Below are 25,109 nucleotides of genomic sequence, written 5' to 3'. Positions count from 1 at the left end.
CCGTAAAAAAGGAGTTCATCATATGATGAACTCCTTTATTCATTATAGTCACATATTCCCTACACTATGAACCATGAACATCATTCCTAGCAACACGCCTGCAAGTAACGCATAACTAACCCCGAATTTAATGCGGGATGAGAGTGACACTTCGTAATACCTGTCATTCTCATAACGAGAATATTCCAACTTACAGTTTACTTTGACATGATATCCCTCTGGCAAGTGTTGATGCTCTAACCCCGTCACGTGGACTCTCTTAATGATTCCCTGCTGAGGCATAGAGATTTTCCCTCTGAAATCCATGCTTACCCACTCCGTCTTTACATACTGTCGTTGATCCTTAAGTTGACTATATGTCATGAAGGGCAGGTCTCTTTTATGCTCAGGTCCAGGAATCACATGTCCTTGGGCGTAGAGATGATCCACAGGAACTACAAATGTAGCTGATACAGACTCAATGACATCTCTTTTCCTACCCTTGACGTACTTCTTATACAAATCATAAGCAAATAATGCCCATATAATGAAGAAAAGAATGGAACCCATATAAATAATAACGCCTAACCCACCGATTAATCCTACAACCCATAACCAACGTGAGACCGCGGTGGCAATCCGTCCTCCATCTAGTGGATGAATCGGTAATAAGTTTATCAGGTTTAGAAAAAATCCAACATAAGCTAATGAATACAATAGCGGACTATCCATATAATAAGCAGCCGTAAAAACACCGATTGCCCCTAATGTTCCTAGTACTGGTCCACCTAATGCGATATAAGCCTCCGTCTTGGCATTTTGCGGATGTTTCTTCATCGCAATCATCGCTCCAAGAAAGGGAATAAACAAAGGTGCTGAGACTGGGAGTCCCTTCTGTTTAGCCGCGATCACATGACCCATCTCATGAACGAATAACAATAGCACTATTCCGATAGCAAATTGCCATGGATAGATCAGCGCATAAGCACCAATTGAAATTGCCATAGAGAATATAGCTCCACCTAGTTTACCGAATTTCAGAAGCGCTAATAATGACTTCCCTTTGAGTAGTATAAACGTCACTACACTTCCCAGATACCATAGCCGTGAATCTTTTTTCTTCTCCGTTTTCTGCAAAAGTTTACTCTCCTTCATTCTATGAAAATTTCCAGAACAATAAGCTCACATATAATATATGTAGTATCCCGATAGTATCATTTGGCATAAGATCAGTAAATTAAACGGATTGAGCCCGATATTCCCCTGGTGTTAACCCCGTCCACTTTTTAAAAGCGCTTTGGAATGCACTAGGCTCCGAATAATGAAGAAGATAGGCGATCTCCCCCACTCTATATTCTGGTTTAGCTAAATAACTTATCGCAAGTTCTTTACGAACTGTGTTAACTAACCGGTTAAAAGACATATTCTCCTGTTTCAACTTGGTTTGCAACGTCCTTGGACTCAAATTAAATGCCTTTGCTGTTTCTTCTAATGTCGGTGTGAAAGATGACATACATTCAATGATCCACTTATATAGTTGATCAGATAACTGTTGTCCACGAGTCAATTTATTTATGGCTTCCTCCGCAACTGTCTCAAAGGTACTCAGTAAACGTGTATCCGCGTAAAGTATCGGATAATCCAGCACCTCTTTACCTATACGCATAAGATTATATTCTTGTTCAAACAGTGGCGTAATACCTAAGACGGAGTGATACTCGTTTACTTCAGTTGGAGCGGAATGTTGGAAGTGAATCTCTCGTATAGGAATCTTCTTACAACTTAATCTAAACATCAAATGATAAATGGAGCTAATGATATCTTCTACGCAATGTCGTGGAAATTGTCTTATCTGATGTTTAGATAGCAACCGAATGATAACCTCTTGCCCCTCCACTGTCCAGTTCAGGCTGTAATCATTAGATACGATAACATTATACTTCTGGTATGCCGTCAAAGCTTGGGATACAGTGCCTGAATGCAACATGACGTATCCCACAATACCCAAGTCAGCAATATCCAAGTTCTGTCCTTGATGTAAACCAAAGAAGTCATCCTTCATCAATGTAGCAGCCAGCTCATTTAAATATTCGAAATCTTCCTCAGATATACGAGCATCGGCATCTACCAAAAGATTTGCATCCATAGATGCGTGTTTAAAAAGAGTATCTTTATCGCATCCATTGAGCATAAGCGTTTTGATTAGGGGATAAAGAAGGGATACGGATACACCATAATGACTCAACTTGAAATGCCTCCTTAGCACAAATGAACACAATTTTGGCGCATATCATCATATCCTTACAACTTCCTTCAGCTTATCATTTATATACCGCACTAAACAACACTCAAGGAGGTATCACAATGAATTCCAATATTGCCATTATCATCGGGCACCCTCATGCCGATAGTTATTGCACGGCATTATCAAAGGCTTATATTCAAGGTGCAATAGAGAGTGGAGCAACGGTTCGCGTCATTGACTTAGGCAGCATTTCGTTTGATCCTATTCTTAGGTATGGATATCACCAGAGAACGGAACTCGAAGAGGATTTGATTGTTGCACAAGAGACGATTCATTGGGCCGATCACCTTGTGTTCGTCTATCCTACGTGGTGGGGCACGATGCCTGCCCTTCTAAAGGGTTTCATTGATCGTGTATTCCTACCTGGTTTCGCCTTCAAGTATCGCCCAAACTCCTTACTTTGGGACAAATTACTAAAGGGAAAGTCCGCTCATCTCATTGTTACGATGGACACTCCCTCTTGGTACAATCGCTTCGTTTATAAACAAGCTGGTCATCGCGCCATGAAGCGTGCAACCCTACAATTCTGCGGTGTGAATCCCGTCCGTATTACCGAAATCGGTTCGGTTAAGTCCTTCTCAGAAGATCGTCGCAACATATGGCTAGACAAGATCCAAAAACTTGGATCGCGATTTGTTTGATATTTGACTCATGCGTGCTGGAATCCATATAAATTGATTAATTAACAAGGTTGGAGTTGAATATGCTCCTTCAATATGGTTTGTAATATGAACAAAGGGAGTCCTCCTTTATGTTCGAGAGTAAGTTCAGACATTTACTCATCTCGACATTTGGAGAGACTCCCTTTCTTTCTTTATTAAATTAATTCAACTGCAACGAGATATTACTGCTGTACTTTAGCTCTATCCTTACCTTTATCTGATTCGCCTGCATTCTTGTTAGCTGCATCACGATCCTGTTGCATTTCTTCTACTGTTTTCACCTTCAGGCGAGCTGCTCCTTGATAACCTTCCTTCGTTGGAATAAGGTTGCCTGCGGCGAGGCGTCCCTTCGATTCTTCGATCGCTTTACCGTACTGCGGAAGCCACGCTTCTTGAGCAACGAGCATCTCATCGACCATTTGCCATATCTCTTTAGGATTACAAACGGCCCCGACTAGAGGATCCATCATGAACGCCTGACGAAGAAGTTGATCATCACCGTGAACGGCTGCCTCTACTGCTAATCGTTGTACCGAAATACTCACGTTACATACAGCAGCTGGTCCTAGTGGAAGATCTCCCACTACAGGCATAGAGATACCATTACGATCCACATAACCTGGTGCTTCAATAATAGCATCATCTGGCAGATTAGAAATTATACCGTTGTTGACCATATTGAAATGCCCACGATATACTCTGCCAGTCTCAAGTCCCTCTATTATATACGAACCATGTTCTTCGCTGCGGTTCTCTTGCTTATAAGCATGCGGTGTATCTTTCATCCAGTTGGGGAAATCCGTCTCGAACCAATGACGTCCTTCTGTACAGACACGTAGATACCCACCAGTCTCTCCATTGATCCAATTTCCAAGATCAATCCATTCTTCAATCTCATTCGGGCGCTTTCTATACCAAGGTACATATTCGCTTAAATGTCCGTTCGACTCCGTGCTGTAATAGCCGAATCTACGTAACATATCAATTCTAACCTTTTCCGTCCTACTGAAATCAGCATGATTCTCAAAAGCTTCCAACAACTTACCCGTCAAATCTTCGCCTTTATGACCAATTTGTACGTACCAAGTTTGGTGGTTGATCCCTGCACAAATAATATCGACTTCTTTCTTGTCTAACCCGAATACTTCCGCAATTTGTGAATGTCCACCCTGTACACCGTGGCATAGACCAACGGTTTTAACCCCACCATACTTGTTACAAGCCCATGTAAGCATTGCCATAGGATTGGCGTAATTTAGTAGAAGCACATCTTCCGCTGCCACCTCGCGGATATCTTTACAAATATTTAACATCTCCTGAATACCACGTTGACCATACATGATCCCGCCTGCGCAAAGCGTATCACCTACACATTGATCAACCCCATATTTCAAGGGGATATCTACGTCCGTTGCAAATGCTTCAAGTCCACCCACACGGATCGTACAAATGACGTACTTAGCATCTTTCAGCGCTGCTCTACGATCTGTCGATGATTGGATCTTAATATCAAGACCATTCTCCCGTATATCTCTTTGACATAGCTCAGTTACCATGTCCAAATTGTGTGTATTAATATCAGTAAAAGCAACCTCAATATTATTGAATTCTGGAACTGACAGCATATCTCGCAACAGTCCACGCGTAAATCCTATACTACCTGCACCAATAAATGCAATTTTAAATGACATTGATAATGCTCCCTTCAAGGTATATTTCAAGGTGAAATATCAGGTTTATCTGATAGATTGATTATATCAACCCGCTTATAGTAAACGTTATCAAATTCATTACCTCTTTATTGGAAAGGTGTCAACAATCCTCACTTTTCTCGATTTCAAATTGACCGTCGGGTGGAGAAGATTTACGATATTCAACAGGTGTCATGCCCGTATATTTCTTAAACATCATATGTAGATACTGGCGACTACTAATCCCAACATAATCAGCAATGTCAGCTATTGGAATTTCTGTTTGCCGCAATAACATCTGAGTCTTCTCCATACGAAAAGTATTCAAATATGCCATAATGGACGTACCCGTCTTCAGCTTGAATACCCGTTGTAGATAGCCCGGATGTAAATTGATAGATTCGGCAATGTCATGAATCTGAACGTTGCGATCATAATTCTGTTGGAGGTACTGTATGCATTGTTGAACATACTTCCCCTGTATACCAAGTGCCCCCTTAGTCATGTTCTCTTGATGTAATCTAGCAATCCGAATAAGAAGCTGGGCAAGTAAAATTTGGACCATAGGCTCCAATCCCGTTGAACTAGCATCCAGCTCGAACACAAGACTCCTAAGAACATGATGAATATCATGAAACTCACGTAGTACGAGGAAAGAATCCATGTCATGAAACAATGCAGCGAGGGACTCCTCCTGCTCAGCTAATTGCTTCATAGAGGGAAACAAGCCATTAGATGTAGTCAATCGAAACTCTATATTAAGCATTCGACATGTATTCGCTACTAATAACCGATGAGGAACATTGCCATTCAGAATGATAAATTCACCCTTTTTTAGCGTCACTTCAGAATGACTCTTCCTCTCAGTCAACAACTCAACGGAACAGACTCCGTCCATAACATACATGATCTCTGCAGACTCATGGGTATGATATGACATTTCGAAACCTTTCCATTCTTTATAATAATAAGCACTTATTTCTGGTTGGTAGTCCTTAACCATCAGTAACTCAGGAAATAAACCATGTCCATTCACTAATGATCATCCTTTCAGATTAGATCAACACTCAAACCCGTACGTGCTAGTGTCACTTCTGGTGGAAGGTGATAATCTTGATTCAGATCAACATCATGAGACATATGCGTATAGATCACTCTATGGGGCGTAATCTCTTGCAACAACAGTCCTGCCTCCTTCATATCATACACAGAACGCGTTGAGAATTCAGCCATTTCATAATAGAAGCTAGTCCCTAGCACCAGCAAGTCCAAACCAACTAATAATTGTTTCTCTTCAGAACTAAGGTTAATAGCATCCGAGCAGTATGCCCAGCTATACCCATCCTTCTCCAACCGATAGGCATACGAATACCCGTTCTTTCCATGACAGACCTTCCAACCAATAATCTGCCATCCACCCAGTTGGATTCCATGGTCTATAGCTATCATGTCCAGTTGATTGTTCAACCAAGGGAATTGAGTCAAAATCGCTGTTATAACCTCGTTTGGCGCATACAACTGACCCTTTCTACCTGTCCAACGACAAGCATCAGCCCACTCCGGTAATCCAGCAATATGATCGAAATGAGCATGCGTTATCAGAATTTTCTCCGTCATTCGGTAGCCTAGTGTTTCCATCTGAGTACGCCAATCAGGTCCGCAATCAATGAGAAAACAACCCCACTCCCCCTCAATCATAACGGATGATCTAAGTCTACGGTTCACACCACTCTCCCTTGCTTCCATACATACGTTACAACCGCAATACACCCGTGGAACGCCCATGGCGTCGCCTGTGCCTAGAAACATTAATCTATCCATGATGACCTTCTCCTTATCTAAGAGGAAGTTCAAAAAGTCATCTTTTGATCACGAAGCATACCAAGAAGCGTATTCGACATCGAATATTGAATTCAGCCGGTCCTTCCGGTGCTCACGTAGGTACTGCCTACGCTCCGCTCCTCACTCCCTATCTTCATCCAATCTTCTGAGGCGTTTCGAAGAAACGCAGCATCGTAAGCATACGCTTTAGTGCTGAAAAGCTGACTTTTTGAACTCGTATTTATACTTCTATTACAATTCACGCGTATATGTATAGTTCTATTATAATTCATAAATATTCTAACGCAAAAAAGGACACCTTACGGCGCCCTTGGTGGGGAAATTCGTGAGACAAATCCGGTAACATCGCTACTAGCTATATTCCGATGACTTGCATCTGTTAAATAGGAGCTTGAATACATGATTTATTTCACAGTCCCGCAAGCACCTGATACCATACACCACGCTTAGAGTATATCGTTTCACGTACATGTTCCCATCCACCGAGATATTCAATATCGAATAGTCCTTCTGGTATTGGAAATTCACTTTTGTTCTCATTGTATACTACTTCATTCACTGAACGGAATCCATGCTTTGCAAAGATTCTTTGCGCATCTTCACTCCATAAGTACTCCACGAAGGCTTCCGCCACCTCACGTGTACCATGCTTATCCGCATACTTACTGACCACTGCCGCTGGATTCTCGATAAGTATCGTATTTGTGGGAACAACGATATCATATTTCACACCCTTCGCAATACGAGCCCGCAGTTCATTCTCGTAGGTAACAATGACGTCTCCAACACCATATTCAAACGCCGCCATGGATGATCTACCACTTTTATCTAGCGACTCAATATTGTGATGTACCTGTTCAAGAAATTGCTTAGCTGATTCTGGATCTTTCTTTCCCTGCTGCTCAGACAACTTTAGTCCTGCTCCATAAAGAGCATTAATATCCCATTGTGCTCCACCAGAAGTCTTCGGATTGGGATATACCACCTTGACCCCTGGCTTCGTTAGATCGGTGAAATCTTGAATTCCTAATGGATTTCCCTCTCGAGTACCCAGCACCACAATCGATCGGCTCACCATGCCGCTCTCAGGCTTGTTCTTCCAGCTTGCGTCCAATAGATTAGCTCTAATTAACTTTTCTATATCCCCTTCCATCGCTAGTAGGGTCACATCTGCTTCGAACCCACCTGCAATGGCACGTGCTTGTGTTCCAGAAGCTTCATAAGACTCTTGAAACTTGACGATCTGACCTGTCTTTTGTTCCCACTCCTGCTGGAAATGAGGTAAGATTTCCGTTAATGCATCCTTAGCTACGCTATAAGCACCGATGACAAGGGTCATCTCACCTGCTGGTACAGTTGGTTGATTTGGATCAAATGCAGAGTCTTTACTACAACCGACAGCAATAATTGAAATCATCATTAGCATACTCAAACCTATTTTGCGAATACTTAATCCCCTTGTCACCTTTAACCCCTCCATTTCCTACTATATCATCATCGGCATTGGATCTTCTTTTAACTTGTTCTCCATAATCCAGCTACGCTCGTCATTGAACAAATAGGCTCGGTGAACCAATACCCGAACTTCTTCCCCTATACTTAACGTTTCTTTCTCTAATGAACGATAAGTACTCAGCTTATGCCCGCCCACTTCTACCTCCACAAGCCACTGACTTCCACGAAAATGTAAATGTCGAATGATTCCCTGTTCTGTAGCAGAGAGTAGGATGAACTCATTCTTATGGCCTACTTCAATATATTCTGGACGAATGAGCGCGCGTGTTCCTGGAGACCTTCCCGCCTCTTCGAAGCCTTTCAATTCAGAGGCATCTTCAATGACAGTAGACTCCCCGATAAATGTCGCCACGAATGGTGTCTTCGGTTCTTTATAAATATCCCACGGCGTTCCTTTCTGTTCAACACGACCATGATTAATGATCATAATCTCATCCGCTACTTCGATCGCTTCATCTTGATCATGTGTAACAAATATCGAGGTGATCCCTACCCGTTCAATTAAGTCCTTAAGCCACGTGCGTAGCTCCTGGCGAATCTTAGCATCAATAGCTGCGAAGGGTTCATCCAACAGCAACAGCTGCGGTTCAGGTGCTAATGCACGTGCAAAGGCTACCCGTTGTCGTTGTCCACCCGATAATTGATGAGGATAACGCTTCTCGAATCCCTTAAGACCTGTCAATTCGACCAATTCCATAACCCGTTCCTTCACTTTGGCATGGGGTATCTTCTTCACTTTCAGACCAAAGGCGATATTCTCAAATACCGTCATATGCTTGAATAGGGCATAATTCTGAAATACAAATCCGATCCCACGCTCCTGCGGAGGTAATTCATTCACTAACTCTCCATGAAAACGAATTTCACCGGAATCGAGATGCTCAAGACCCGCCAGCATTCTTAATATCGACGTTTTCCCGCCGCCACTCGGTCCCAACAGTCCGATCAGATGTCCTTTCTCTATTTCAAAACTAACGTCCTTTACCGCATGGAAGTCTCCAAAGTGTTTATTCAAATTACGAACTTCAATATGCATATTAGGACACGCCCTTTCTTTTCTTCGTCCATTCCATCACGAGTAATAATCCCACCGATGTAGCCGCAAGTACCAAAGCTACACTATTTGCTGCCACCACATTGAAATTCTCCACATCCTGATAGACCAACGTAGTTGCCGTTTGAGTTTTATTCATAATATTACCTGATACAACAAGAACTGCACCGAATTCACCAAGTGAACGAGCGACCGTTAGAACAACACCATATAGAACTGCCCACTGAATGGAAGGCCATGTCACCTTCCAGAATGTTCTCCATCGATATGCACCAAGTGTAGAAGCAGCTTCTTCCTGTTGAGATCCTATCTCTTGTAGTACCGGCATCACCTCGCGAACCATCAAAGGAAACGTGACGAACAATGTAGCAATGATCATGCCAGGGAAGGCATATACTACCCGAAATCCAATATTTTCAAAGAAAGTACCCATAATACTTTCAGGTCCCATCAGCAGTACAATCATTAATCCTCCAATAACAGGAGAAACGGCATATGGAAGATCAACTACGCTATTTAAGAATCCCTTAACCTTATTACTAAGCCAATCACTTCTAACTAAGTAAATGGCCATCATCACTCCGAAGAACGTGTTGATACATGTGACGATTACGACGATCAAGCCAGTCATCATCAATGCATGCAAGGCCTCTGGTCTAATTAGAGCATTTGTCAAACCACTGAACCCTTCGCTAAAAGCACCTGTCGTCATTTTGATCAAAGGGATAATAATTAATATCGTGAATACAGCATAGGTCAGTCCTATCAACCATTTCCTCATGATCTTCTCCCTCTCATCTGCACCAAATTAATGACCCACAGTATAGAGAAGGATAAGGTTAACAAAATAATAGACACAGCCGCAGCTCCGATCGCATTATCACTCTCTACCTCACCAAATATATAAACGGAGGCAACTAATGTTCGACCTGGAATATTTCCAGCTACTAATACAACAGCTCCGAACTCAGCCAGTGCTCTGGAGAATGCAAGCATACCTCCACTGATAATTCCTGGTGCCATCGAAGGCAGTAGAACTTTGTGAAATACTCGCAATCCTGTGGCGCCCATCGTATACGCGGCTTCTTCCTCTGTAGGATCAATCTCCTCTAACAGCGGCTGTACCGCTCGAATAACAAAAGGAAACGTAACAAATACCATTGCAATTACAATTGCAGGCTGATGGAATACAATTTCAAATCCTAATGATTCAGCTAACGATCCAATCAAACTACCAGGACCTAAGAGTAGCAATATCATAAGCCCCCCTACAGCAGTAGGTAATGCGAACGGAAGATCTACCAGACTGTTCAAGAACGATTTACCGAAAAATTCATATCTGTGCATGACCCATGCGATCATCGTTCCTATAACGACATTAATTATTGTTGATATAATAGCTAGCTTCAGTGTTAATAGAATAGCTTTCCATGCGATAGGATCGCTGACACTCTCAATAAATGTTGCCCATCCAAGAGAGAACGAATTGAAATAAACACCTAATAGAGGCAACATAATTAATATTATGAAATAAAGTAAAACCGTACTTCGAAATCCCCAAATCCATCCCTTATGCCTCAATATAGTGTTCACTATTATTCGCCCCCTGCCTCCAATATTTGTATTGGTCGGCTTATTCTTTGTCTAATAAAAGAATTCCCATTAAAGTACTTGGTTTAACATAACAGTACTTTATCAACAAATGGCTATATCCGTCAATACATTTATTGTTAGCATCAAAAAAAGGCTTCAGAATAAGCTCTCATTCGCTTATTCTGAAGCCTAGTTAAGTTTTCGTTATACACTCCGACAAAGAAACTTTACATGCGAGAGCGCCATAGGTTGCACTTCTTCAAAGGTCATCCGATCCTGAATATAATAAGAAATGAAACCATGCAGGGACAGAAACAAAGCCCGAGCTAACGCCTTGGATTGCTCCTCAACACCCTCTTCTTGTAAGTAGCTAAGAACAATCGTCGTGAACAATTCGAAGCAACGCCCCTGTTCCGTACGGCAGTAGGATAATAATTCCTCATCACGAATCATAAACATAATCTCATATTGATGTGGATGGTCCATACCAAATGAAATAAATTCCATCAACAGATATTCCATTTTCGATAATTCTTCTGTTCCCTGTACCCCAGTGGCTTGAATCATACGATGAGCAAGATGGCCGAAGTCTTCAACTACAATCGCATAGAATAACTCGGCTTTTTCTTTAAAATGATAATATAATGACCCATGACTATAACCAAGATGCTGACCTATACTTCGCATTGAAATCGCCCGGTATCCTTTAGTAATAAATAAATGTCGAGCTGCTTCTAATATCCGTTCTCTCGATAACTCCTGCGCCACTGCTCTTCTTGCCATAGACATTATTCCCCTTCAATAAAATAAAGCTGTTCTCCATCTGATATCAGAGATTGACCTTGTGTGAAGTCAGTCATCCACAGCTTGAACTGCTCCACTTCATTATTCTTTGGAAAACATGTCAGCATGACCTTTTCTGTAAAGTAAGTTTCCCCTGTCCTAACCTCGCGGTTACGCAGTTCATTCTCTATCTTGCCTAGCCATGTATAATCTACTTCTACAAACACTTGCTGATGTAAAATGCGAGTGATCGGCTCTCCGGATTCAATCGCTATGACGGCTCCATCTGTATATGCCCGGATCAAGCCACCTGCCCCTAACATAATCCCACCGAAGTAACGAGTAACTACAATCGCAACATTCCTTAATCCTTGACTACGGATCACTTCTAGAATCGGCTTGCCTGCTGTACCGCTTGGTTCGCCATCATCCGATTGCTTCTGAATCTCATTTCTCTCACCGATCATGTAGGCGGAACAGTTATGCGTTGCATTCCAGTGTTTCTTCTTAATATCTTCTATAAATGAAGTAGCTTCAGATTCAGTCGTAACAGGCATAATATGCCCAATGAATCTTGACTTCTTGATGACGATTTCTTTAGATCCTGACCCTCTTACAGTCTTATAACTCTCATTCATAATAACACTTCCCTATATCATCACTAAGTTGAATCGGGACGAATCCTAACATTTGTATATTTCAAGAAAGCAGTTCCCCGAATATGGTGCAACCGGTGAACTGCTTCTTAGATATATGCGCTTATTCTACATCAACGATAAAGGCTATAACTTACTCAGTAAGTCTAGCTTCTAATTCAGCCTTTTCTTTCTCATAACCTGGTTTGCCAAGCAATGCGAACATGTTCTTCTTATAAGCTTCAACACCTGGTTGATCAAATGGATTAACACCTTGTAAATATCCACTGATTGCGACTGCCTTTTCAAAGAAATATACTAGGTATCCAAAAGAATATGGTGTCATATTCGGAATAGTTACAATCAGGTTAGGCACTTGTCCATCTGTATGAGCAAGCATCGTACCTTGGAATGCTTTCTTGTTCACGAAGTCCATCGTCTTGCCTGCCAAGAAATTCAGTCCATCCAAATCGTTAGGATCACTCTCAATCGTAATATGTTCAGCCACTTCTTCTACTTGAATAATGGTTTCAAATATATTACGGCTACCTTCTTGAATAAATTGCCCCATCGAATGTAGATCGGTTGAGAAGTCGACTGAAGCAGGATAGATTCCCTTGTAGTCTTTACCTTCACTTTCACCGAATAGTTGCTTCCACCACTCTGATACATAGTGTAGAGATGGCTCATAGTTCACAAGAATTTCAATCGCTTTACCTTTACGGTATAACGCGTTACGAACAGCTGCATATTGGTAACTCAGATTGTCAGCCACATTCGGATTACTGAATTCCTTAGATGCGTCTGCCGCACCTTGCATCATGTCTTCAATTTGAATACCTGCTGTAGCAATCGGTAACAATCCAACCGCTGTTAGAACAGAGAAACGTCCACCTATATCATCTGGAATAATGAAAGATTCATACCCCTCTTCATTAGCCAGGTTCTTGAGTGCGCCTTTTTCTTTGTCCGTTGTAGCATAAATACGTCTACGCGCTTCCTCTTTACCATACTTTTCTTCAAGAGCAGCACGGAAAATACGGAATGCCACTGCCGGTTCAGTTGTTGTACCCGATTTAGAAATAACATTGACGGAGAAATCTTTCCCCTCCACCAAATCTAAAAGATGCGTAACATACGTTGAGCTAATATTGTTACCTGCGAAATAAATCTCAGGCGTTTTGCGTTTGTCTTTAGGAAGCATATTGTAGAAAGAATGGGAGAGTGCTTCAATAGCTGCTCTAGCGCCTAGGTAGGAACCGCCAATACCGATTACGATCAGTACATCCGAGTCACTTTGAATTTTGCTAGCAGCTTTCTGAATGCGTGCGAACTCTTCCTTGTCATACTGTGTTGGTAGATCGATCCACCCTAGGGAATCAGATCCAACTCCGGTCCCGTTATGCAATTGCTCATGAGCAAGCTTGATCGGTTCCGCCAAATAATCGATTTCATGTTGATTGATAAAAGAAAGGGCTTTACTGTAGTCAAAATGGATATTCTTAGACATAGGTAATGGTAACCTCCTGATTTTTTTTTCTTATACTCTCTAGAACTGCTTTAGATTAGAATACTTCAAAATGCTACCACTGGCAAGATTATACGCTACATCATTACAACTTATATGTGCTATTAATGGATTGTACCAACGTCTCATGTTAATATAAATGAAGTTTATTACATCAGATTGAGAGGATGATTTGTGTGAAAAAGATCGGCTTTATAGGACTTGGCACCATGGGTTTACCAATGGCATCCAATCTCATTAACAAAGGCTTCGAGGTTACGGTCTATAATCGCACCGCTTCCAAATGCCAGTCCCTAATAGAACAGGGTGCCGCTTTAGCATCAACCCCACGTGAAGCTACTATCGGTCACAACGTCGTGATCACCATGGTGAGTAATGACGATTCAATCCGCAGCATTTATTACGGTGAAGACGGTATTCTGCAATCCATTCAGAGTGGTCACATCGTAATTGACTCCAGTACGATTTCACCAGAACTCGTCAAACAATTAGCTACCGAAGTAAACGAACGTGGTGGCCATTTTCTAGACGCTCCTGTTACAGGTAGCAAACCGGCAGCCATCGATGGAACACTTGTCTTCATGATCGGAGGCAGTGCTGATATCATCGCCCAGGAATCAGACATATTCGATACACTTGGTAAAAAAGTACTCCATATGGGACCCAATGGAAGCGGAGCAGTAGCTAAATTAGCTCATAATACGATGGTCGGTATCAACAACCTAGCCTTAGTTGAAGGATTGTCCATAGCTTCGAAAGCAGGCATTCCAGCGGATACCTTCTTAGAACTACTTCAGCTAGGGTCTGCAGGAAGTAAAGCTGCTGATCTCAAAGGTCGCAAGATAATCGACCATGACTTCAGTAATCAATTCTCGCTGCAGCTCATGCTGAAGGACCTTAAACTCGCTTCTTCACTTACCGATTCTATTGGTCTTCCTACACCTATGCTAAACCTAGCAAAAAGCTTATTCCAAACGGGGCAAAGCGAAGGCTTCGGTGAAGAAGATCTCTCTGCCGTTGTGAAGTGCTATGAAGCATGGATCGGACATACCATCGCAGGCAAACCGCTCTAAAAGAGGTTGTTCAAAAAGTCATCTTTTGATCACGAAGGTTACCAAGAAGCGTATTCGACATCGAAGATTGAATTCAGCCGGTCTTTCCGGTGCTGAAAAGCCGACTTTTTGAACTTCCATTGAAAGTAGGACCTAGTTTAGTAATTGTAGTAAAAAGGGTATGCCCGAAGTTACCTCCGGGCCTACCCTTTTTTTCAATGCACATTCGTTGATTGAATTATAATTGTGTTACCTATAATTCATTCAACATTCGTTGATTAAAATTAAGCCAATTTCACTTTATCTAATCAACATTCGTGTAATGAGATAAAGTCGAGTTCACTTAATCTCATTACACGTAAGAGCAACAGTAATCCGTTCACTGCTCCCTAATTCATGATAGATATTATACGATTACAGTAGCGCTTTGACACGACTAACAACATTCTCTACTGTGAAACCATATTCTTTCATAACGCGATCCCCAGGTGCAGATGCTCCAAATGTAGAAATACCAAGAATATCTCCTTGATCTCCAACGTATTTCTCCCATCCAAGTGGATAAGCCATTTCAACCGCAAGGCGGGCTTTCACTTCTGGCAAGATGACAGAATCTTTATATGCCTTATCTTGTTTCTCGAATAAATCCCAGCTTGGCATGCTGACAACACGTACTTCAATGCCTTCTTTAGCTAGCTCTACTTGAGCTTTAACCGCCAATTGGACTTCGGAACCTGTTGCAAGAATCTGTGCTACTGGTTTGCCATTCTTCGCATCTGCAACGACATAAGCACCACGTTTGATTCCTTCACGGGCCCCCTCTACAGTTGCATCAAGAATTGGCAAGTTCTGGCGTGTCAACACCAACGCTACCGGATTAGAAGTATTCTCCACTGTGTAAGCCCATGCTGCAGAAGTCTCATTCGCATCCGCTGGACGGATAACAGTAAGACCTGGAATAATACGTAGGGACGCCAACTGTTCAATCGGTTCATGTGTTGGACCATCTTCACCTACTGCGATACTATCATGCGTTAATACATAAGTAACCGGAAGCCCCATAATAGCTGCTAGACGGATAGCCGGACGTAAATAGTCGGTGAATACGAAGAATGTTCCTCCGAAAATCTTGAGCCCTTTATGCAATGCGATCCCGTTCATGGCAGCAGCCATTGCGAATTCACGCACACCATAATACACATTGCGGCCTGCATAGTCTTCCGAATTGAATGTAGGTAAGCCATTCAGGTGAGTCATCGTTGAACTCTCCAAGTCAGCAGATCCACCTAGAAGCTGTGGAACACGTCCAATTAGACCATTCAATGCTTTACCGGAAGCAACACGAGTCGATACTGCGCTATCTTCAGTAGTATATTTCGGAAGGTCAGCATCCCAATCTGCAGGCAAGCTATCATGAATAGCATACTCAAATTGTGCTGCAAGCTCAGGGAATGCTTGTTTGTACTTCGCATACTGCTCTTCCCATGCTTTGTAAGTCGCGATCCCTTTTTCTTTTACAGTAGAGAAATGTTCACGAACTTCTTCTGGTACGTAGAAATCTTCTTCATATACCCATTTATAGTATTCTTTCGTTAACTTAGCCTCTTCAGCACCTAATGGAGAACCGTGAGTACCGCCACTTCCACCCTTACCTTGCTTATTCGGGCTACCGTAACCAATGACTGTCTTCACTTCGATCAACGTTGGACGCTCTGTGTCAGCTTGCGCTTCTTTGATCGCTTGCTCAATAGCTGATAGATCATTACCATCTTCTACGCGCAACACCTGCCAACCATAAGCTTCGAAACGCTTCTCAACACTTTCAGAGAAGGAAAGATTAAGAGCACCATCCAAAGAAATATCATTGGAATCATATAGAGTAATCAACTTACCTAATTTAAGATGCGCAGCCAAGGAAGCCGATTCACTTGAGATCCCTTCCATCAAATCTCCATCTCCACAAATAGCATACGTGAAATGGTCAACTACTTTGAAGTTATCTTTGTTATAAGTAGCACCAAGTTGAGCTTCAGCCATCGCCATACCTACAGCCATACCGATACCTTGACCAAGTGGACCTGTCGTAGCATCTACACCCGCTGTGTGACCGTATTCTGGGTGACCTGGAGTCAAGCTTCCCCATTGACGGAACTGTTTCAATTCTTCCATTGGAAGATCATATCCACTCAAATGTAGCAAGCTATACAACAACATTGATCCATGTCCTGCAGATAATACGAATCGGTCACGGTTGATCCATGAAGGTTCATCTGGATTGTGATTCATCGTCTTAGCGAATAATTGATATCCCATTGGTGCAGAACCCATTGGCATACCTGGGTGTCCGGAATTCGCTTTCTCAATGGCATCAATAGCCAAAGTACGGATTGTAGTAATAGATAAATTATCAATCTTGTTATTCTCTTCTTTGTTGATTACTTGATTGTTAGTCATCTTAATCCTCCTCTTACATCTGTAGAATCTTCATTGGCGGAGCCTTCTATAGCGTGTGTACCCGCGCTATTATGAAATAAATCCGCTTTGAAAGTCTCAATATGACTTATTGTAACACTTGGCTCTCTTCATTTCCATAACCTTGTTCAGTTTTCACCTTCCGGAGACGACTTATCCATTAATAAAATAAGATAATCCATAGCACAAAGCCTGTTCAGAACATAATTGACTTAGAAAAAATAACGCTTATGCCGTGGTGATACGGCATAGGCGTTATTTAGAAATCGTGAGTGAATCCTGGGAATACTCTAAGCGCATCAATTATTTATTACATTATAGTTGTAAGATACCCTATTGGAGTTACGGTGTGCTTAAACCTTTTCCATTTAGATTACTATGAGCAGATATGCGATCAACAACCTCATAATTTCCACCACTAAAAGAAGAAAAATCAATGATAGTCAATCCACAGAATTTTATGATAGACTATGAATATATATCGTGAGAATGAGTCGGAATTAATAACTCCCAACAAATAACTTACTGTGATGAGAAGATTTATGCGGAGGTTGATGGAAATGTCTAAGGAATATGAAGTCTATGTTCTATTAACAGATACAGGAACACTTCTTACAAAAACTATAAAGTGGTTTACCAAAGATCCTCTAAATCATGCATCGATCGCTTTTGATCGAGAATTAACGGAGGTATATAGTTTCGGTCGCAAGAATCCACAGAACCCTTTCTTCGCAGGTTTTGTAAAGGAAGATTTGAGCGGGGAATTTTTCAGACATGCTACATGTGCAGTTTACTGTTGTAAGGTTACCTCGAAGGAATATTACAATATTCGCAATCAAATTCTTCATATGGAACTTAATCATGAACTGTATAAATATAATCTGATTGGTATGCTTGGGCTCCTACTAAACATCCAAATAAAAAGAGATCATGCTTATTTCTGTTCTCAATTTGTAGCTTCTGTCTTTGAGACTAGCGGTGTTCAATTAGTCAATAAATCCTGCTTATTCGCTACTCCAGGTGACTTAATCAACGATACACATTTGCAATTAATTTATGCTGGGAAACTACGGCCGTACGTCCTACCTACTAAATTACCTTTCAAACGTATAATAACGGCTTAATATTTGAGAATAGTACACTTGCAAAAAGAAGCTCTTAAACAACAAGCTGACATCGGTATTCAACCGGTGTCAGCTTGTTTTATTTTGTATAGAGTACTTGATAGGACTATCCCGATGAAGAATCCAGAAATAGATGAAACGACCATAATCCCAATAAGATTAGTACTTGAGGTGAAGACTAACTTTAAAGTTATAGTTATTAGTGTTACAAGAAACACCACTGCCCAATATTTTATTTTGACTCTAGTATTTATGCTAACATAGCTATTATTCACCTGACGTTTATTGAGTATTCGCAAAAGAATGATTCCCTCAAGAAGCAATCCCACGATAGATAGCATATGTTGAAGGAGTTTATATACAGGTATACCCACCATGTACCCTTGCAGAATTGTATATCTAGTAACCATTAGTCCCGACTTATGAGTAAATGCATCTAATAGGACATGCGAGTAAAATCCAATAATGACAGAGATAATAAAAATAATCCAACTTCTTAACTTGTCCAATTTCCACTCTTGAATGATTCCTTGAGCTCTTGCATCCAACCGAAATAAAGAAGGTAAGTTATCAGTTAAAGGGATCTTGATCAAATAATGAAAGATAAATGCTAACATTATACTTAATGGAATACCTTGAATGACAAGACCTTTTAAAGAATGACCTATACTTTGATAAGGCTCGAGTGCTATGAAATATTCAAAATCTGGGGCCATACTCCCCAAAATGATCCCTGTTAAACTAATATATCGGGGTTTCAAAACCTTTAATGGTGCAATATACATTGGATGTGCAAACGTAAATGGCATATGTATTAGTCCTTTCAATAACATTTCCTTGGTCATTTCATAACATCCACCACCTTAAGACCTGCTAGGGATTTAAGGTGGTAGTCCCCGATAATCTTTTCTTCGAAATTACTGTGTAATCAAACCGTTAATCACTAATCATGAACGACTTCCGTTCCTGCTATGAAATCGTGGAGTGAGCGTTTATCTTCTCGTAAAGCAACCATAAATATGCTTACAATGACTCCGATTCCTAATGTAAGTGCATAAACTATTCCCCCCACAATATTACGTAATAACATCGTACCTATGCCAGGTGGGGAATGATCACTAAATTTCCTAATACGTATCCCGCAGATTCGCTTTCCTATTGTATATCCGCCCCATATTACGGGTAGGATCAATGAATACAACCCGCTCAAGAAATCTTTCAAATGTCCTTCACTGTCCCAACCTCCAAATATGATAGCTAGTGGAAGCCCGACGATAAGTCCATCTAGTAGTCCGGCCCCCAATCTAATCCAGAACCCTGCTTCTTGATTCATAAAAAAACTCCTTTCTTTATGATTAGACAGATTATTCTTCCGATCACTACTGATAACAGCTATGAACGTTTCTAGCGACAGACATCAAAACCAACTTTGAGCTGAATCGATTACAGTATAAAAAATGCACCCCCTAGAATTTCATCAGTTAAACAACCTAAAGGTTATTCCAATGTCTATTCTATGAGGTGCGCTTCAGCATACAGTACATATATGAACATACACTGTTTGTTTATTCTTGCGGACGTCCGCCTGGTTCCAAACCGGATTCGGAAGCTGTCATCAACGGTTTCACACATAAATCTGTATGTACACGAATCTGACATGATAGACGAATCATGGGGTCTGTAATTTCCTTTTTGGCAAGAAGTTCTGCTTCGATCTCCCCGATAGCCCCTGCGTCGCCCTCTAATACCTCGACACGGCAAGTTGTACATCTCGCGTTCCCACCACAACGGTGTAATATATCTATCCCATTATCTTCAAGAACGAGCACTAGTTTTCTTCCTTCTTCGGCTTGAAATGAACCTCTTCCTTCTACTTGAATCGTTGGCATATAAATCGCTCCCTTCGTTAGTACTCTTCTATGTTACCTGATCTTCACAAGGATATGTGAGAATCTATTTAATATTAACGCGAATTGCGTTTCTTCGCGGCTAGCAGGCGGTCCATCGAAGTGGACCGCTCTTGCTCCTGAAGCGGCTGGGCCTGCGGCTGCCGAGCCTGTTCTACCGGCGGCGTAACACGCGCCGCCGGCACTGCCGAAGCCGGATTGCGTCCGGCTTCCTGCGGGCTTCGCCCGCCCGCACCGCCACGTTCCGTGGGCGGTGCTACTGGCGGTGTGGCTGCGCCACCACCGCCATAAAAGGCTGCGGCGCGTTCCTTGCGCGCCGCAAGCCGGGTCATGCCGGCGGCTGGCGCAGCCTCGCCGGCAGGGACGGCCCGTCGCCGCAAGATAGCGGCGAGCCGGGCCCTCATCGCAGCCCATGGCAGCGCCAAACGGCGCACTGCGATGTCTGCGACCCAGAGCAACAGCGCTGCTACAAGTAGCGCATAACTCAGATCGTGGAGCATACGGCTAGGTCTAGCCTTTGGCGCGAATAGCTCCTCAGGCTGATCCCAAGATAACATGCGCCCACCCGTAAGTTCAGCAAGACGACTAAGGACCTGCTTCGAATCGCCATTACCAATGCGATACTCTGGAGAATAAGGTACGATAAATCCAGTGCCCGGCGCAACAATGTTGTCGATATCACCAGTACTATCCACTAAAGACAACATAAATGCTCCAGGTTGATCGACCATCAACTCACCGGAATATTGACCCGGCGATTCTTGATATAAAGTCACTTCCCGCTCCTCCAAATCCTCTCCTGTCACGATTGCTGTCATTTGATCCGGTGCCGATTCATCTCCATTAGCAACTACCTCTAATTGAACTTGATTACCAGCTACCTCTGTCTTTATATCATAGGGAGAAGCTGTGAATTGCGGAAAGGTCCACTTTATCATCTGTGTAAGAACATCTGCGAAAGCTGACCATGACACCCATTCCTTAGACCATTTACCCGTGAGATCACTACTCCATGCCACGCTCCGTCCTGATCCATACTGCCATCTAGCAAGTAGCGGATCTGGCTCTGGACTCACAAGTACCGTCTGCGCAGTCGATTTAGCAGTGGTCGCCACATAACCGTTCACCATTGGTAATCCAGCTTCGAATAGCGCCCGCCAATCCCCCGCATCCTGCACAGCAGGAATAAATGGCTTATCTACAATATAGGATTGAGCCATCATTACCGCTTCACGACTGAAGATTGCAGGGATTGTTGATGGATCTTGCACGAAGTAATATCTTCCCTTGGCAGCTTCAGCTAAGGTTTGTAATAATACCGTATCAGCATCCTCTCCTACAGCGACGGATGAGAGCGTCATATGATCGCCTTTCATCTGCTGTATAAGCCCATCATAAGCTCCATTGCCCGCTGATTGCCCATCCGTCATCAGAATAATATGCTTTCTTTGCGCTTCAACAAGCAGCAATTCTTGTACAGCGGAACTTAGCGCTGGATAAATATCCGTTCCACCTTCGGGTTGAATAGACTGAATCAGGCCAAGCACCTCATCTTTATTCGTCATTTTCTGAGGGGGGACTACCCACCATGGTTGACTGTCAAAAGCGACAACACCAACCGTATCCTTAGGACGCAAAAGCTCTACGGTTCTCATCGCCGCTTCTTTAGCAAGCTCTATTTTGTCTCCATCCATACTTCCTGAGCGGTCAATTACCAGAATCAGTCCTAAGGAAGGGATTTCTCGTTTCCCCACAAGATCCATTGATACAGGTAAAAGCTTTTCAATTGGTGTCTTGAAATAACCACCCATTCCAAAACTCTCTTCTCCCCCAGCCATCATGAACCCAATACCATAGCTTCTGACAGCCTGCTCAATGAGGTCCATCTGACGTCCACCCACTTGATTGCCTGATACATTATTGAACACGATACTATCGTAAGCTCCATATTTCGCTAGCTCAGAAGGTAACAGTTCAGGTGCAATCACGTCATATTGAATAAGTCCAGAAGATAGTGCGGACGTAATATTCCCTGATGTCTCTGCTTCACCTTCCACAATCAGCACTTTAGGAGGACCTTCCACTCGAGTAAACGTATATCCTGCATTATTAGCTGACTGCTCATCCCCGTTCATGAAGATTTCAGCACGATAACGATGAAGCCCGGTCGTTTTAGCCAATCCTTTCATACCATAACGGTTATCCCCCGGTGTCACCTCTACCTTTTGTCTACCAATTTCACGATTGTCTTCATACAAACGAAGCTCTCCTGTGGCCTCATACGTACTTCGCAACATCACCTCGAAATAAAAGGATTCCGCTTGATACAGCTTATCTGGCACGATGAGCTCTTCAACGGCTACATCGTTCATTGCAGGTTGTGGTGACTCCAATATATCCACAGCAATACCACGGTCCTTCAACAGCCTTCCTGCTGCGAGCATGCTACCCACATTCTCTTCTCCGTCCGTGATCATCACAATTCGTGAATCCCCTTCGTTACTCAAAAGACTGCTACTTAGCTGCATCCCAGATTCTAGATTACTGAATTCCCGCTTAAGCGAAGCATTCAGTTGAACTTGATCTATCTTTGATGCTGAGGGCTTACGCTCAACAGCAGCTCCCAATCCTGATGACACAATTGAAATGAGATCTTCCTGTTCTTTATATGCAGCCGATTGCTGAATCCAATGCTGTAACTGCTCTCCATCAGACATACTGAAAGAACGATCAGCAAGGTAGACAACTTCTTTGTGATAGAGATCAGTATAAGATTGAAGCCCTGATAGCATCAGAACAAGCAACAATAATATCGTTGAACGAATACCGATAGCCCATTTCTTGCGAGCAGCAGACAACCTGAAATCGGATTTATAGGCATATACCATAAGCCCGGCAAGCGGAATAAGTAATAATAACAGCCACGGATGACTAAATTGAACGCCCACGCTGATACACCCCCCATTCCAATAGCATGATCACGAGCGCAGCGGCAGCTGCAATCCACATCAGTGACATCGGCACCTGCCCCTCATCAGCCTTATTGCTCGTCCTGTCATTCTGCTCTGTTTCACCCATTGTTCCATTGGAATCCGTTATCTCTTGAGCTAACGATAAGGCTGTCTTCTCTCCAATGGCTCCTTCGAAAGGATCAGCGGCTACATCTACCCAATAATTCGACTTATTCCCTTCTGCATCCTGTTGTTCAAAGGCATATAACCCAGGATTGGAAGGTGTCTTCTGAAGCGTTGTGTAACCACTCAATCCTTGATCAGCCTCTATTGGATCTATTCCCTTAGATAAGGCCAATCCACCTTTAGCAACCCATCGTGCCTTCGTAACTTCAGCAGATATCGGGATGTCTAAACTCCCCCCTGCAATCACTCTTCCAAGACCGTATCCTTCTCCGCTAGTCAACCACGAGACAGCATTATTCACCATGATTGGAAATTCAGCAGACAATGGGAGATCCGTATTTTCTAGTTTAAAAAGAAAAGATAACCGCGAATGTCCACCCAACTTACCTGCAAAAACAGCCGGTTCACTCCCAATTTCTACAATCGGGTTCCCCCATTCAGGAGCGTCCCTCTCTATAGTTGCACCGAAATATATGCCAGATAGTGAAAGATATTTGGTCATCTCGTGATTGTGTAGCTTAACCTTCTCTCCACCAACCTTCACTTCTTGTCCTATTCCACCAATCGTCCATAACGGTGTCTTACTAAGCATCTTCTCCCATTCACCTTTACTTACGAAATCCGGCATATCTCCATCTACAATAATCAGATCGTATGCTTCCTTCGGAACAGGAGGTGATGACATATCTATCTCCCCATCTTCCTGCATAGGTGCATCCGCTCCTGTACCATGAATAACCATCTTAGTAATCTCCGCCCCGGTTAACTGTAGAGCTTTCTCCAAGAACAGATTCCCTGATGACAAGAACAATACTCGTGGAGTTGAACTCTTACTGCTGAATGCAAAAGAACTATTATCAGCTTCATAAGCATCCCCACCCTGTAACTCTAGACGATATACTTCCGCATCTTGTAGATTTTCTAGTCTGAGCGTAGCCGTGCCATCTTCATGCCACTCAGCAGTCTGTGTTACTAATAACTGATCGTCCCCATATATGCTATATTCTATCGGTCCAGTCTCGACTACCGTATTTTCTAAGACAGCTACCGCTATACTCCCCGTAGATTGATGCTGTACACCGAATTGTTTGATCGCAACATTCCGTAGTGGTGGCGCTTCAATACCAACGACTCGAACAGGTACTTGAAAAGATATCTCTTCCCCATCGCCCTTCCACTGGCCGTCTGTAAACACAATAACTTCAGCATCTTGACCATCCCGAGTTAATGCCGAAGCAAGCGAAATGGTTTCTTGATAAGCCGATTTACCGTGATAAGGTTGAAGACCATCCAGAGCTTCCTCAACACGAGTATGGCTCTTCTCCCGAGACAAGATGACTTGCGGCTCCGAATCCATGCTTAGAAGCGTGATTTCACTCCCCTTGGCATGGTCCTTCAAATAACCTTTTACCTGCGACTTCAAAAGATCCATCCGCGTCATCTCTACATTCGATTGTTCACCCTCAGCATTAGGCTCTGCTATCTTTGCACTCATGCTGCCTGAGGTATCAGCAACAATGACCACATGACCTTTAGCGTTATCGGACACCCACCCGTATGGCTGCATCAATGCAAACACAAGTAAAGCCGCTACTATGAGCTGTAACCACAGCAATAACCTGCTCTGTAATTTCTGCCAAGGACGATTAGCCTCGATATTCCGCAGAACTCGCTCCCATAGAAGATGACTCGGTACTAACGTATCTATAAATTTCCGTTTCAACAAATACATCAGCAGTATAGCCGGTATGCTTAGACCGAACACCATCCCAAGCCATGACCCGATCCCCACATTAAGTTCCTCCTCAAGAGCTTTGCGTAGCATGACTC

General features: G+C 42.7%; 21 protein-coding genes. 3 read left to right on the top strand and 18 right to left on the bottom strand.

All coding sequences use genetic code 11. The annotated features are described in order from the left end of the window. Positions 1-48: 48 nt before the first annotated feature. Together AC1TO8_RS09585 and AC1TO8_RS09580 are read right to left on the bottom strand one after the other, a co-directional pair. On the bottom strand, positions 49-1,134 hold the full coding sequence (locus AC1TO8_RS09585; RefSeq protein WP_482055385.1) for a site-2 protease family protein: 1,086 nt from the start codon (positions 1,132-1,134) through the stop codon (positions 49-51). Between the two features lie 82 nt (positions 1,135-1,216). Further along, entirely contained in the window at positions 1,217-2,224 is a 1,008-nt protein-coding gene (locus AC1TO8_RS09580) for an AraC family transcriptional regulator (protein WP_482055384.1), read from the bottom strand. Positions 2,225-2,343: 119 nt separating this feature from the next. On the opposite strand from AC1TO8_RS09580, the gene AC1TO8_RS09575 reads away from it, so the two are divergent. Continuing rightward, positions 2,344-2,925 carry an NAD(P)H-dependent oxidoreductase gene (locus tag AC1TO8_RS09575; protein ID WP_482055383.1) on the top strand — a complete coding sequence of 194 codons (582 nt, stop codon included), beginning with the start codon at positions 2,344-2,346 and terminating at the stop codon, positions 2,923-2,925. A gap of 203 nt (positions 2,926-3,128) precedes the next feature. On the opposite strand, the gene melA is transcribed toward AC1TO8_RS09575, so the two are convergent. The 10 genes from melA to AC1TO8_RS09525 form a co-directional block, all read right to left on the bottom strand. After that, a complete protein-coding gene (gene melA, locus AC1TO8_RS09570; RefSeq protein ID WP_482055382.1) occupies positions 3,129-4,637 on the bottom strand; it encodes an alpha-galactosidase in 1,509 nt (502 codons plus the stop codon). 121 nt (positions 4,638-4,758) lie between these two features. Beyond that, positions 4,759-5,673: an AraC family transcriptional regulator gene (locus AC1TO8_RS09565; RefSeq protein WP_482055381.1), complete on the bottom strand. Its 915-nt coding sequence runs from the start codon at positions 5,671-5,673 to the stop codon at positions 4,759-4,761. Positions 5,674-5,687: 14 nt separating this feature from the next. Continuing rightward, complete coding sequence (locus AC1TO8_RS09560; RefSeq protein ID WP_482055380.1) at positions 5,688-6,458, bottom strand: MBL fold metallo-hydrolase; 771 nt, start codon at positions 6,456-6,458, stop codon at positions 5,688-5,690. Between the two features lie 430 nt (positions 6,459-6,888). Further along, positions 6,889-7,899: a sulfate ABC transporter substrate-binding protein gene (locus AC1TO8_RS09555; RefSeq protein ID WP_482055663.1), complete on the bottom strand. Its 1,011-nt coding sequence runs from the start codon at positions 7,897-7,899 to the stop codon at positions 6,889-6,891. A 66-nt stretch (positions 7,900-7,965) separates the two neighbouring features. Continuing rightward, positions 7,966-9,030, bottom strand: a complete 1,065-nt coding sequence (locus AC1TO8_RS09550; protein ID WP_482055379.1) for a sulfate/molybdate ABC transporter ATP-binding protein — start codon at positions 9,028-9,030, stop codon at positions 7,966-7,968. A 1-nt stretch (position 9,031) separates the two neighbouring features. Beyond that, on the bottom strand, positions 9,032-9,829 hold the full coding sequence (locus AC1TO8_RS09545; RefSeq protein WP_482055378.1) for a sulfate ABC transporter permease subunit: 798 nt from the start codon (positions 9,827-9,829) through the stop codon (positions 9,032-9,034). Then, positions 9,826-10,641: a sulfate ABC transporter permease subunit CysT gene (gene cysT / locus AC1TO8_RS09540; protein WP_482055377.1), complete on the bottom strand. Its 816-nt coding sequence runs from the start codon at positions 10,639-10,641 to the stop codon at positions 9,826-9,828. Before cysT ends, AC1TO8_RS09545 begins: the two co-directional genes overlap by 4 nt. A gap of 204 nt (positions 10,642-10,845) precedes the next feature. Beyond that, the gene (locus tag AC1TO8_RS09535; RefSeq protein ID WP_482055376.1) at positions 10,846-11,424 is read right to left on the bottom strand and encodes a TetR/AcrR family transcriptional regulator; all 579 of its coding nucleotides are present in this window, start codon (positions 11,422-11,424) and stop codon (positions 10,846-10,848) included. A gap of 5 nt (positions 11,425-11,429) precedes the next feature. Beyond that, positions 11,430-12,062, bottom strand: a complete 633-nt coding sequence (locus AC1TO8_RS09530; protein ID WP_482055375.1) for a YigZ family protein — start codon at positions 12,060-12,062, stop codon at positions 11,430-11,432. 151 nt (positions 12,063-12,213) lie between these two features. Further along, positions 12,214-13,569, bottom strand: a complete 1,356-nt coding sequence (locus AC1TO8_RS09525) for a glucose-6-phosphate isomerase (protein WP_482055374.1) — start codon at positions 13,567-13,569, stop codon at positions 12,214-12,216. Positions 13,570-13,763: 194 nt separating this feature from the next. On the opposite strand from AC1TO8_RS09525, the gene AC1TO8_RS09520 reads away from it, so the two are divergent. Continuing rightward, entirely contained in the window at positions 13,764-14,660 is an 897-nt protein-coding gene (locus AC1TO8_RS09520) for an NAD(P)-dependent oxidoreductase (RefSeq protein ID WP_482055373.1), read from the top strand. A 393-nt stretch (positions 14,661-15,053) separates the two neighbouring features. Here the strand turns inward: AC1TO8_RS09520 and tkt are convergent, their stop codons facing one another. Continuing rightward, the gene (tkt, locus tag AC1TO8_RS09515; protein ID WP_482055372.1) at positions 15,054-17,093 is read right to left on the bottom strand and encodes a transketolase; all 2,040 of its coding nucleotides are present in this window, start codon (positions 17,091-17,093) and stop codon (positions 15,054-15,056) included. A gap of 578 nt (positions 17,094-17,671) precedes the next feature. Between tkt and AC1TO8_RS09510 the strand changes: the two genes are divergently transcribed. Beyond that, positions 17,672-18,235, top strand: coding sequence for a hypothetical protein (locus tag AC1TO8_RS09510; protein WP_482055371.1), 564 nt, complete (start codon positions 17,672-17,674; stop codon positions 18,233-18,235). 59 nt (positions 18,236-18,294) lie between these two features. Here the strand turns inward: AC1TO8_RS09510 and AC1TO8_RS09505 are convergent, their stop codons facing one another. The 5 genes from AC1TO8_RS09505 to AC1TO8_RS09485 all read right to left on the bottom strand — a co-directional run bounded on the left by AC1TO8_RS09505 (position 18,295) and on the right by AC1TO8_RS09485 (position 25,071). After that, a complete protein-coding gene (locus AC1TO8_RS09505) occupies positions 18,295-19,080 on the bottom strand; it encodes a DUF4184 family protein (RefSeq protein WP_482055370.1) in 786 nt (261 codons plus the stop codon). Positions 19,081-19,178: 98 nt separating this feature from the next. After that, on the bottom strand, positions 19,179-19,568 hold the full coding sequence (locus AC1TO8_RS09500; protein ID WP_482055369.1) for an RDD family protein: 390 nt from the start codon (positions 19,566-19,568) through the stop codon (positions 19,179-19,181). Between the two features lie 232 nt (positions 19,569-19,800). After that, a complete protein-coding gene (locus AC1TO8_RS09495; RefSeq protein WP_482055368.1) occupies positions 19,801-20,124 on the bottom strand; it encodes a 2Fe-2S iron-sulfur cluster-binding protein in 324 nt (107 codons plus the stop codon). A gap of 74 nt (positions 20,125-20,198) precedes the next feature. Next, positions 20,199-23,090, bottom strand: coding sequence for a VWA domain-containing protein (locus AC1TO8_RS09490; RefSeq protein WP_482055367.1), 2,892 nt, complete (start codon positions 23,088-23,090; stop codon positions 20,199-20,201). Then, positions 23,074-25,071: a vWA domain-containing protein gene (locus tag AC1TO8_RS09485; RefSeq protein ID WP_482055366.1), complete on the bottom strand. Its 1,998-nt coding sequence runs from the start codon at positions 25,069-25,071 to the stop codon at positions 23,074-23,076. The genes AC1TO8_RS09490 and AC1TO8_RS09485 overlap by 17 nt, the downstream gene beginning before the upstream one ends. Positions 25,072-25,109: the final 38 nt, after the last annotated feature.

The organism is Paenibacillus sp. Y859, from assembly GCF_056786405.1.
Note: the sequence above shows the minus strand (reverse complement) of the source record. Positions and strands in the feature narration are given on the sequence as shown.